An 11,565-nucleotide genomic window follows, 5' to 3' on the forward strand; every position below is an offset into this window, starting at 1 on the left:
GGCGCTCATGGGCCAGATCACGTTCCACCGGCCGAAGCGCGTGTCGCCCCCGGCGATGCCGCGCGGAGACCTGTTGCTGGAGTCACCGCCGGAGATCCCCCCTCCGGCGGCGTCGAAGCCGTTCGGCAACCTGCTGCGCATGCTCCCGATGGTCGCCGGTGGCCTCGCAATGGGCCTGATGATGTTCAACATGGGCGGCATGGGCGGCGGCAGGGGCGCGCTCGGCGGCGTCATCGGCGGCCTCTACGCCGTCTCGATGATGGGCATGATGCTCTCCCAGGTGGGCCGGCAGAACGACGACCAGTCGGCCCAGCTCGACGCCAACCGCCGCGACTACTTCCGCTACCTGGCCCAGGTGCGCAGGAACTTCGCCAAGACGGCCGACGAGCAGCGGGAATCCGTGGCCTACCGCCACCCGTCGCCGGATTCGCTGTGGACCATCGTGGGCGGGATGCGGATGTGGGAGCGGCGCCCGGACGCGGAGGACTTCGGCTCGGTCCGGGTCTCCGTCGGCCGGCAGCAGTCGGCCAAGCGGATCACGCCGCCGGAGTCGCAGCCCATCGAGGACCTCGAGCCGCTCACCACCGGAGCGCTGCGTCGGTTCATCCGCACGCACCGCGTGATCCAGTCCGTGCCGCTCGCGGTGGACCTGCGCGGCTTCCGCGCGGTCCAACTCGTGGGCGACGAGGAGGACTGCCGGGCGCTGGCCAGGGCCATGGTGGCCCAGCTGGTGTCCTGGCATGCGCCCTCCGACGTGTCGCTCATGGTGGCGGCCGACCCGGCGCACCAGGCCTCCTGGCAGTGGGTGAAGTGGCTGCCGCACCTCCAGCACCCCACCGAGGCCGACGGCGTGGGCCCCGTCCGGATGTTCGCCACGGCGGCCGGCGAGCTCTCCCAGATGGCCACCTCGGCGCAGAACGGCGACACCCCTCCGTCGCTGGCGGTCATCGTCTCCGACGGCGTGGAGGGCGTGGCTTCGCAGCAGTTCGTCACGCCGGACACGAAGGCCGTCACCATCGAGGTCACGGGCAACCGTGAAGTTCCCCGGTCCCTGGAACTGGGCGTCGCGGTGTTCGAGGTGCGCGGCGACACCGTCGTGCTGCACCGCCGCACCACCCGCACGCCGCACGCCCAGACGCCGTTCGGGCGGCCGGACAACGTGCCCGTCGTCTACTGCGAGATGCTCGCCCGCGCGATGGCGCCCTACCGGATGCCGGAGCTCGCCGCTGGGCAGGCCGCCGACGACGGGCCCGCCGAGGTCGTCTTCGCGCCGCCGAAGGACTACCCCGCAATGCTGGGGGTGGGCGATCCGCTCACGCTCGATCCCCGCGTCTCCTGGCGCCCCCGGCCCCTGCGGCAGCACCTGCGCATCCCGTTCGGCACCGCCGACGACGGCACCGCCGTCGAGCTCGACATCAAGGAGTCGGCGCAGGGCGGCATGGGGCCGCACGGCATCTGCATCGGCGCCACGGGCTCCGGCAAGTCCGAGTTCCTGCGCACCCTGGTGCTGGGCCTGGCGATGACGCACTCCACCGAGCAACTGAACTTCATCCTGGTCGACTTCAAGGGCGGCGCGACGTTCCTCGGCCTCGAACACCTGCCCCACGTCTCCGCGGTGATCACGAACCTGGAGGGTGAGCTCGGCCTGGTGGACCGCATGCAGGACGCCATCAGCGGCGAACTCGACCGGCGCATGGAACTGCTGCGGGCGGCGGGCAACTTCAAGAACCGTGAAGACTACGAGGCCGCCCGGCAGAACGGGGCGGACCTGCCGCCGATGCCCAGCCTCTTCATCGTCGTGGACGAGTTCTCCGAGCTGCTGTCGGCCCGCCCCGAGTTCATCGACCTGTTCGTCCAGATCGGCCGCGTCGGCCGGTCCATCGCGGTGCACCAGCTCCTCGCGTCGCAGCGGCTCGAGGAGAACAAGCTGCGCGGCCTCGACACCTTCCTCAGCTACCGCATCGCGCTGCGCACGTTCTCGCCCGCGGAGTCGCGCACCGTCATCGGCGTGCCGGACGCCTACGAGCTGCCGACGCCGCCCGGCAACGGCTACCTCAAGTACGACACCACCGGCATGACCCGCTTCAAGGCGGCCTATGTCTCCGGTCCCTGGCACGGCAACGCCGACCCGGTGGCGACGCCGCTGCAGCACAGCCCCCTCGACGACCTCGTGATCGAACCGCGCTCCTGGACGCCCCCCGTGCTCGAGTTCACCGCCGACTACGTGATGCCCGTGACGCCCCCCGCGCCGGAACCGGCAGTGGCGCCCGCTCGTGCCGCGGCCCCGGCGGAGGACCCCGTCGAGGACGAGGACGACGACGAGACGCTGCTCAGCATCGCGGTGGGCCGGTTGAAGGGCCACGGCTGGCCCGCGCACAAGGTGTGGCTGCCGCCGCTCGACGTGCCGCCGGCCATGGACCAGCTGCTGGGCGGGCTGGCCGAGGTCGAGGGCCGGGGCCTGCAGGTGGCGGACCCGCAGCGGCGGGCGAGGCTCCAGGCCCCCGTCGGGCTCATCGACCGGCCGCGTCAGCAGCGGCGCGATCCCTGGTGGATCGACTTCTCGGGCTCGGGTGGCAACCTCGGTGTCGCCGGCGGGCCGCAGTCCGGCAAGTCGATGGCGCTGCGCGCCGCCATCGCGGGCCTGTCGCTGACGCACACCCCGCAGGAGGTGGGGTTCTACATCCTCGACTTCGGCGGTGGCGCGCTCACCTCGATGCGTGACCTCGCGCACATCGGGTCGGTCACCGGCCGGCTGGACGTGGACCGTGTCCGGCGCACCGTCGCGGAACTGATGTCGCTGCGCTCGGCGCGCGAGGCGCAGTTCGGCGAACTGGGCATCGACTCCATGACCACCTATCGCCAGGGCCGCCGCGACGGTTCCATCCCCGCAGACAGGTTCCCGACGGATGTGTTCCTCGTCGTGGACGGCTGGGCGACGCTCAAGACCGAGTTCGAGAACCTCGAACCGCAGATCCAGACGCTCGCCAACAGCGGCCTCGGCTTCGGCATCCACCTGTGGGTGAGCGCCACGAAGTGGATGGAGGTGCGGGCGGCGACCAAGGACGCGCTGCAGTCCAAGATCGAACTCAAGCTCGGCGACGCTTTCGACTCCGAGGTGGACCGGAAGCTGCAGGGCGCGATCCCCACAGGGCGGCCGGGCCGCTCCATCACGGCGGGCGGGCTGCACGCGCTCGTCGGGCTGCCCCGGATCGATTCGGTGGAGGACGCCGACGACGTCGCCGCCGGGCAGCGCCAGTTCATCGAGGCGGTGAACCAGGCCTGGAAGGGGCCGCGCGCCGCCGAGGTGCGGATGCTGCCGGAGAGCCTTGAGATCAACGATCTGCCCGCGATCGGTCACGACCCGGCGGACCGCCGGATCCCGTTCGCCATCGACGAGCTGGAGCTCTCGCCGGTCTTCCTGGAGACGATGACCGAGCCGCACCTGGTGGCCTTCGGCGCCCCGGAATCCGGCAAGTCGAACCTGCTGCGCCTCATCCTGAAGGGCATCACCACGCGCTTCACGCCGCAGGAAGCCAAGATCATGATCGTCGACTACCGCCGCTCTCTGCTGGGCGAGGTGGAGACGCCGCACCTGATCGGCTACTACCCGTCGGCCTCCGCCGCCACGCCCATGCTGCAGCAGACCGCGGAGGCGGTCCGCGCGCGGCTCCCAGGACCGGACGTGACGCAGCAGCAGTTGCGCGACCGCTCCTGGTGGACCGGCGCCGAGGTGTTCCTGATCGTCGACGACTACGAACTGGTCGCCACCCAGTCCGGCAACCCGATGGCGGTGTTCTCGGATCTGATCAACCAGGCGGGCGACATCGGCCTGCACATCATCATGACCAGGGCCTTCGGCGGCGCGAGCCGTGCCGTGTTCGGTGACCCGTTGATCACGAAGATGAAGGACGCCGTCAACCCGGCGCTGATCCTGAGCGGCAACAAGGAGGAGGGCAAGCTCTACGGCGACGTGCAGGGCTCGCCCATGCCTCCCGGCCGAGGCACGTTGGTCACCCGCACGTTCAAGGGCCTCATCCAGACGGCGCACCTGCCCCGATCCGAGTCCTGAGGCTCCCGGCGGGGTCAGCGGGTCCGGCGGCGAGACGCAGCGGGGATCGCGATGGCGGCCACCACGCCCAGCCCCACCATCAGCACGGCGCCGACGGCGACCCCCAGGCCCAGCACGGGCATGCGGGCGTCGACGGGCTCGGGCTCCGGCGTCGGTGCGGGCGGGGGGACGAACTCAGCGGCCTCGCTCGACATCGGCGCGGGGCGGGTGTCCAGCACCGCGCGCAGGGGGTTGACGATGCCCCAGCCCAGCTGGGCGTCGGGCGCGGTGGACGGGGGCGGGTCCGCCGTCAGCTGCAGCCGGGTGAGGAGTTCCGCGGCCGAGGCCCGCTCGCGACCCGTCGCCGCGTCGTACTCGAGCATCAGCGCGATGACGCCGCTGACGATCGGTGCGGCGAACGACGTGCCCGTGTCCAGGTGGAAGGCCTGGTTCGCCGTCGTGGCGTTGCGGTCGTCCTGCGACGGGGCCAGCCCGACGATGCCGGCGCCGGGGGCACCGATCTCGACGCGGGACCAGGCGTAGGACTGGGGGTGGGCTGACTCCTGCTCGGTGCTCATCCCGACGGAGATCACTCCGGGGAACGACGCGGGGAACAGCGGGCCGACATTCTGGTCACCGTTGCCCGCCGCGGCCACCACGACGATGCCGGCGCTCAGCGCCCGGTGGATGGCCGCCTCGAACTCGTCGAAGAAGGGCACGTCACGCTGCACGGTGAGCGAGAGGTTGATGATGTCGACCTGGGCGTCGACGGCGGCGTTGACGGCGCGCACCGCCGGCTCCAGCGATTCCGGCGCCGGCGCCTGCTGCCCCTCGTCGGGCTGCACCGCGGAATGGGCCAGCGCCCGGTAGGCGAGGACCTCCACGTCCGGGGCGATGCCGGCGAAGTTCGTCAGTGGATGGACCGTGCTGCCGTCCGGCCGCAGCCCCGCCGCCAGCAGGGAGGTGACGAACGTGCCGTGCAGGCAGTCCACCTTCACCTTCTTGTCGCGCTCGTCGTCGGAGACGCCGACGAAGTCGAAACCCTGCACCTGGTCCGGATCGAAGTACAGGCTGCCGGCGGTGCTCACTCCGGTGTCGATCACGGCCACCGTCACGCCCTTGCCGGTGGCGAGGCGCCAGACCTCGTCCATGTTGAGGCGCTGCAGGTGCCACGCGTCGAGCAGTTGTCCCTCGGGGGTGGGCTGGTTGATCTCGCAGCGGGTGGGCCGGAAGACGTCGACCTCCTCGGCGGATGCCCCGACGGTGGCGTTGGACAGCAGGATGCCCGCCGTCATCGCGGCCGCGGTGGCGCGCCAGAGGTATCGCTTCACGCGGGTCAGGGTAGTCGCCGGCGGGGCCAGCGCGAATCTGGCGGCGCCATTTCCGGAACGCGTTGGCGGGCGCGGGCGCGGAAGGGGGAGGATGGGGACGTGCTCGGATACTTCGGTCCCGCAGGGACGTTCACCCACCAGGCGTTGCGCATGATCACCGACGACGAGGCGGTGGCGTTCTCGAGCGTGCGCGAGGCCCTGGATGCGGTGCGCCACGGTGAGGTCAGCGGCGCCGTCGTGCCCATCGAGAACTCCGTCGAGGGCGGGGTGTCGGCCACGCTCGACGAGCTCATCGCCGGCGAGCCGCTCGCCATCCGTGCCGAGATCGTGATCCCCGTCGAGTTCGGGCTCTACGCCCGTGAAGGCACCCAGCTCGCCGACGTGCGGCAGGTGCTGACCCACGGGCACGCGGCGGCGCAGTGTCGCCGGTGGTTGGCGGAGAAGGTGCCCCGGGCGCAGGTCACGGAGGCAGGCTCGACGGCTGGTGCGGCTGCGGAGGTCGCGCGCCCGGAGTCACGCTACGACGCGGCAGTCTGCGCGCGCGTGGCCGGCGACACCTACGGCCTGACGGAGCTGGCCTACGCCATCGAGGACAACCCGGGTGCCGTGACCCGCTTTGTCGAGGTCGGGAAGGCGGGGCCGGTGGCCCGGCGCACGGGCGCCGACAAGACCACGCTGGTCGCCTACATGCGCGAGGACCACTCGGGTGCCCTGCTGGAGATCCTCGAGCAGTTCGCCGTGCGCGGGGTGAACCTGACCCGGATCGAGTCGCGCCCGACGAAGACGATGTTGGGGTCCTACTGCTTCTCGATCGACGTCGAGGGGCACCTGCACGACAAGCGCGTGGGCGAGGCCCTCGAAGGCCTGCACCGCGTCTGCCCCCGCGTCCACTTCCTGGGTTCCTACCCGCGGGCCGATGAGTCGCGGCCGAAGGTGGGCGACGGGTTCACCGATGACTCGTACGACGCGGCCGCGGCCTGGGTGGAGAGCCTCGGCCTGCCGTTCTTGCCCTGAGCCAGGCGCCCGGCGCCTGGTCGAGGGGGCCTAGGCCGACACGACCCGCGCAACGCCGGGCAGGACCTCGAACCGGATGGCGCTGACGGCGCCGATGACGTCGCCGTCGACCTGGTAGGGCACCGGGCGGTCACAGTTGACGACCACGTCGCGCGCCACCCGTCGGTCGACGAACGGCTCGCGCCTGGTGCGGAACAGCACGCCCGCCATCATGCGCAGCACGTCGCGTGAGTGACGCGGCGAGGCGGCCAGCAGGTTGAGCAGCCCGTCGGAGGCGTCCGCGTGGGGGAGCAGCCGCACTCCGGCACGGAGCTCGCCCAGGTTCCCCACCTGGACGAGCGAGGCGTCGCGCAGTAGCACCTCGCCGTCGACGGCGATCCTGCTGGGCACCGGCCGCGCCTTCACGTGGCGCAGCCCGGCGAGCACGTAGCCCAGTTGTCCCAGCCGCTTGAGCCGGGCCGTGGCGTCGGTCACGACGGCTGCGTCCGCGCCCAGCCCCGCCATCACCGCGGCGTAGCCCTGGGCGTCGGTGTCCAGGTTCGTGTAGCGCAAGAGGTCGAACGGGCGGGGCGTGCCGTCGAGCGCCTTCACCAGCGCCGGGCGCAGCCGCAGCGGGAGCCGGAGGTTACGCGCCAGGAGGTTCCCCGTGCCGGAGGGCAACAGCCCGACGGGGATGTCTGTGCGGCGCAGCGCAGCGAGCACCATCCGCACGGTGCCGTCGCCGCCGGCCACGAGCACCCGGTCGACGCCGGCCTCGAGGGCTGCCTTGGCTTGCCCGGCGCCCGGGTCCTCGGGCGTCGTCAGCAGGTACCGGGCCGCAGGGAGGCCGCGGGCGCTGAGTTCGCCGTCGATGATCGCGCGGAAACGCTCACCCTGGCGCACCGAGGCGGGATTGACGACGACCGCGACCCTCATCTACGCCCGCCGCGGCCGCTTGACGAAGAACCAGGGCAGCATGGCGACCGCCAGGACGAACGCGGTGACGGCCCAGGCCCAGCCGAAGCCGAGGATGTCGGCGATGGCCCCGGCCAGCAGGGTGCCGGCGATGGAGCCGAGGTCTGTGGCCATGGAGTAGGTCGAGAGCGCCTGGCCGCCGTTGCGGTTCGACCCGATGAGATCTGCCAGCAGCGCCTGGGAGGCGGGGGCGATGAACGCCGCGCCGGCGCCGGCCGCTGCCGAGAGGATGAAGAACCAGGTGAGGGTGTCGAACCAGCCGAACGGGAGCGTGACAAGGGCGGAGAGGCCTAGGCCGACGACCAGGAATGGGCGCCTGCCCAGCCTGTCGATCAGCCGCCCCGTGGCCTGTTGGGTGATCGCGTTGCCGACGGCGAACAGCGTCAGCGCGATGCCCGCGGCAGCCGCGCCGATGGTGGGGACCGCCGCCGCCATCAGGGGGAGCAGCGCGATTCTCACGCCGAAGTTGGCCCAACCGTGGGCGAAGCCGGTCACCAGCAGCGCCCGGTAGTACGGCAGGGCCATGGCCTCGCTGAGCGTCATCCTCGGCTGCGCCTGCCCCGGCACCTCGGGCGCGCCGGTGTCGCGGCGCAGGAACACCATCACCACGAGCACCGAGGCGAAGACGGCAGCGGCGTAGAGGAAGAACGGCACGCGGAGGCCCAGGCCGGACAGGGCGGAGCCGAGGATGGGGCCGAAGATGTTGCCCAGCAGGAAGGCCGAGCCGTACAGCGACGACGTGTGGCCGCGCTGCCCGGGGGGCGACAGCCGCACCAGTAGGCCCATCGACGACACCGTGAACATGACCGAGCCGATGCCGCCCAGCCCGCGGAACAACAGCAGGGTCCAGTAGTCGGGCGCCAGGCCGCTGAGGGCGCTGGAGAGCGCGACGATGCTCAGGCCCAGCAGGTAGATGCGGCGTTCGCCGAACTTGCCGATGAGGGCGCCGCCCGCAGGGGCGAAGATGAGGCGCACGAACGCGAACACCGACACGATCGCGGAGGCGGCCATCACGCCCACGTCGAAGGACTTGGCGAACTGGGGCAGGATCGGCGCGACGATGCCGAACCCGAGCGCGATGAGGAACGCGGCTGCCACCAGCACCCAGATCTCCGTCGGGATGGGCTCCCTACGTGTCGCCTTAGCCACTCTTCGCCTCTCCATGGGGGCCACGAAACTGACCACGTTCACCCTATCCCCGGGGGGAAGTGCCACGCCCTGCCTTGCTGGGCTGGGAGAGGAACCCGAGTTGGGCACACCGCCCGCGTCCCGGCAGGCGGCCGGTGCTCGCTAGAGTTGGGCGCATGATTGATCCCAAGTGGCTTCGCGTCGATCCCGATCGCGTCCGACGCTCCCAGGCCCTGCGCGGCGCCTCGGTCGAGCTCGTCGACGACCTCATCGCGGCAGACGAGTCCCGGCGCTCCTCGATCGCGTCGTTCGAGACGCTGCGGGCTGAGCAGAAGTCCATCGGCAAGGACGTCGCCAAGGCCAAGGGCGAGGAGAAGGCGGCGCTGATCGCGCGCACCCAGCAGTTGGCCGCAGACGTCAAGCGCGCCCAGGCCGACGCCGACGAGGCGGGCAACCGCTTCGACGAGCTGATGAAGCAGGTGGGCAACCTCGTGATCGACGGCGTGCCCGAGGGCGGCGAGGACGAGGGCGTGATCATCGAGACCGTCGGCACGCCGCGCGACTTCGCGGCCGAAGGCTTCGAGGCCCGTGATCACCTGGAGCTCGGCGAAATGCACGGCGCCATCGACATGGAGCGCGGCACCAAGATCTCGGGGTCGCGTTTCTACGTGCTGACGGGCTTCGGCGCGCAGCTCGAGATCGCGCTGCTGAACCTGGCGATGAGCAAGGCCGCAGAGTGGGGCTTCACGCCGATGATCCCGCCCGCGTTGGTGCGCCCGTCGGCGATGGAGGGCACCGGCTTCCTGGGCCAGGCCGCCCAGGACGTCTACCACCTGCCCGCAGACGACCTGTACCTCGTGGGCACCTCCGAGGTGGCGCTCGCCGCCTACCACTCCGACGAGATCCTCGACGCGGGCACGCTGCCGCGCCGCTACGTCGCCTACTCCCCGTGCTTCCGTCGCGAGGCCGGCTCGCACGGTAAGGACACCCGCGGCATCTTCCGCGTGCACTGGTTCGACAAGGTCGAGATGTTCGTCCACTGCGACCCGGCTGACGCGGAGGAATGGCACCAGAAGCTGCTCGGCTACGAGAAGGATTTCCTCAACGCCCTCGAGGTGCCGTTCCAGGTGCTCGATGTCGCCTCGGGAGACCTCGGTCTGAGCGCGGCCAGGAAGTTCGACTGCTACGCCTGGCTGCCCACCCAGAACCGGTACCGCGAGGTCACCTCCACCTCCAACTGCACGGAGTTTCAGGCCCGCCGGCTCGGCATCCGTGGCCGGTTCGAGGACGGCGTGCGCCCCGTCGCCACGCTCAACGGGACCCTCTGCGCCATGACCCGCATCATCATCATGCTGCTCGAGAACCACCAGCAGGCCGACGGCTCCATCCATGTGCCGGAGGCGCTGCGGCCGTACCTCGGAGGCCGTGACCTGATCACCCCGCCTGTTTCCTGAGGATCATGGGCCGTATTCGCGGTTCACAAGCGGATGAAGCGCGTAGTCTGCCTGCTCTCTACCGTTGGTTGACCCATCGGTGGCATGCTTGGTCTGGTAACAGATCAAGCAACCAGGCGTCCCTGAGGGCAGGGAAGAGAGGCAACGCCATGGAATTCACACCACAACTTGTTGCGCTGGACATCGACGGCACGCTCGTCGATGCGTTCGGCGTCATGCCGGACGAGGTGCGCGCTGCAGTGCGCAGGGCCGTCGACGCGGGGGTCACCGTCGTTCTTTCCACGGGTCGCTCGTGGCTGGCCACGCAACCTATCGCCGATGAGATCGGACTGCCGGAGGGCTGGCACGTGTCGGCCAACGGCGCGATGATGGTCACCTATCCCGAGCTCGAGATCCGGCACGAGACGCGCTTCGACCCCACCGACGTCATCCGTCAGGTCAGCGAGATCGCACCCCATGCCCGCATCGCCGTCCAGGACGGGCTCCACTGGCGGGTGAGCCAGGAGTTCCCGCCCGGAGAACTGCTCGGCAACGTCGAGGTCGTCCCGGTCGAGGACCTGGCCAAGGAGGAGGTGTCCCGCGTCATCGTGCGCGACCCGGACACCACCGAAGAGGCGTTCAGTGAATTGGTGGGGCGGCTCGGGCTCCAGGAGGTGGCCTACTTCGTGGGCTGGTCCGCCTGGCTCGACATCGCACCGAAGGGCATCGACAAGGCGTTCGGCCTGGCGACGGTGTGCCGGGAACTCGGCATCGACCAGAAGGACGTGCTGGCCATCGGCGACGGCCGAAACGACATCGAGATGCTCGAGTGGGCGGGCCGTGGCGTGGCCATGGGCGACGCCCCCGACGAGGTGCTGGCGGCCGCAGACGCGGTCACGGGCAGCTTCGCCGACCTCGGCGTCGTGGAGGAACTGAACCTGTGGTTCCCCGCATTGGAGGCTGAAGGCGCTGCCTGACACCGCCTGAGCAGAGAGAAAGGGCCACCCTTTGGGGGGAGAGGGTGGCCCTTTCAGCTTGAGGGGGTGGTGGTCAGGCGGCAGCGACCCGGCGGGTACCGCGCTTGACGTCGTTGGCGACGGCCACGACCTGGGCCGGCGTCGGGGTCTTCTTCTGGACGGGGCGGGTGACGCCGCCTTCCGCCTCGATACGGCGGAGGTGCCGCTTCACGGTGGAGACGGAGCAGCCGACCTTGGCCGCGATGACGCTCAGCGGTTGATCCGGGTTGGCGGCGCGCATGCGGTGGATCTCGTACCGGTCGAACTGGCGGCCGGAGTTGACGCCCGCGAAGGTGTCGAAGTCTTCAGGAGTGACCGTGATGCCCAGCCGGGCGCGGATCTCCTGGCGCTGGCGACGCGTGGTGCCGGCGACGAAGCCGGAGACGTCGAACTTCACGACGGCGTCCGTCAGGCACTGGGCCATGAGCGGGCAGCCAGCACACATCTTTTCGGCCTGCGAACGGAGCATCTGCTGCTCACGGCGCTCGCCGCGCGACGTCGGGGCAGTGCCGTCGTCGAGGAGCGGATGCAGGAACACATTCGAGTAGGCGACGCAGGCGGTCGTCGGTGCAGTCATGTCAGCCCTTCCGTAGATCCCCTTGTGGAGTGCTGGTTCAAGACTGTCGCTAAAACGCGGGCCA

At 70.6% G+C, this 11,565-nt stretch carries 8 protein-coding genes; 4 read left to right on the top strand and 4 right to left on the bottom strand.

Translation table 11 applies throughout. The features are described from left to right. Positions 1–7 precede the first annotated feature (7 nt). Positions 8–4,069: a type VII secretion protein EccCa gene (gene eccCa, locus ACZK4S_RS10250; RefSeq protein ID WP_463644171.1), complete on the top strand. Its 4,062-nt coding sequence runs from the start codon at positions 8–10 to the stop codon at positions 4,067–4,069. A gap of 14 nt (positions 4,070–4,083) precedes the next feature. Here the strand turns inward: eccCa and ACZK4S_RS10255 are convergent, their stop codons facing one another. Then, positions 4,084–5,379 (bottom strand): S8 family serine peptidase, encoded by a 1,296-nt coding sequence (locus ACZK4S_RS10255; RefSeq protein WP_463644172.1) that lies wholly within the window; start codon positions 5,377–5,379, stop codon positions 4,084–4,086. A 99-nt stretch (positions 5,380–5,478) separates the two neighbouring features. Between ACZK4S_RS10255 and pheA the strand changes: the two genes are divergently transcribed. Then, positions 5,479–6,393, top strand: coding sequence for a prephenate dehydratase (gene pheA / locus ACZK4S_RS10260; RefSeq protein WP_463644173.1), 915 nt, complete (start codon positions 5,479–5,481; stop codon positions 6,391–6,393). 30 nt (positions 6,394–6,423) lie between these two features. On the opposite strand, the gene ACZK4S_RS10265 is transcribed toward pheA, so the two are convergent. Together ACZK4S_RS10265 and ACZK4S_RS10270 are read right to left on the bottom strand one after the other, a co-directional pair. Continuing rightward, complete coding sequence (locus ACZK4S_RS10265) at positions 6,424–7,308, bottom strand: diacylglycerol/lipid kinase family protein (protein WP_463644174.1); 885 nt, start codon at positions 7,306–7,308, stop codon at positions 6,424–6,426. Further along, positions 7,309–8,496 carry an MFS transporter gene (locus tag ACZK4S_RS10270; RefSeq protein ID WP_198928287.1) on the bottom strand — a complete coding sequence of 396 codons (1,188 nt, stop codon included), beginning with the start codon at positions 8,494–8,496 and terminating at the stop codon, positions 7,309–7,311. 155 nt (positions 8,497–8,651) lie between these two features. Between ACZK4S_RS10270 and serS the strand changes: the two genes are divergently transcribed. Both serS and ACZK4S_RS10280 read left to right on the top strand, forming a co-directional pair. Beyond that, positions 8,652–9,929, top strand: a complete 1,278-nt coding sequence (gene serS, locus ACZK4S_RS10275) for a serine--tRNA ligase (RefSeq protein ID WP_076062502.1) — start codon at positions 8,652–8,654, stop codon at positions 9,927–9,929. A gap of 149 nt (positions 9,930–10,078) precedes the next feature. Further along, positions 10,079–10,885: an HAD family hydrolase gene (locus ACZK4S_RS10280; RefSeq protein ID WP_463644175.1), complete on the top strand. Its 807-nt coding sequence runs from the start codon at positions 10,079–10,081 to the stop codon at positions 10,883–10,885. A gap of 73 nt (positions 10,886–10,958) precedes the next feature. Here the strand turns inward: ACZK4S_RS10280 and ACZK4S_RS10285 are convergent, their stop codons facing one another. Continuing rightward, positions 10,959–11,501: a WhiB family transcriptional regulator gene (locus tag ACZK4S_RS10285; protein WP_463644176.1), complete on the bottom strand. Its 543-nt coding sequence runs from the start codon at positions 11,499–11,501 to the stop codon at positions 10,959–10,961. Between the last annotated feature and the right edge of the window lie 64 nt (positions 11,502–11,565).

The sequence above is a fragment of the Tessaracoccus zhenghani genome (assembly GCF_055326325.1).

Coding starts and splice junctions, on each gene's coding strand:
- eccCa (WP_463644171.1), top strand. CDS start 8: ATGGGCCAGATCACGTTCCACCGGCCGAAGCGCGTGTCGCCCCCGGCG.
- ACZK4S_RS10265 (WP_463644174.1), bottom strand. CDS start 7,308: ATGAGGGTCGCGGTCGTCGTCAATCCCGCCTCGGTGCGCCAGGGTGAG.
- serS (WP_076062502.1), top strand. CDS start 8,652: ATGATTGATCCCAAGTGGCTTCGCGTCGATCCCGATCGCGTCCGACGC.
- ACZK4S_RS10280 (WP_463644175.1), top strand. CDS start 10,079: ATGGAATTCACACCACAACTTGTTGCGCTGGACATCGACGGCACGCTC.
- ACZK4S_RS10285 (WP_463644176.1), bottom strand. CDS start 11,501: ATGACTGCACCGACGACCGCCTGCGTCGCCTACTCGAATGTGTTCCTG.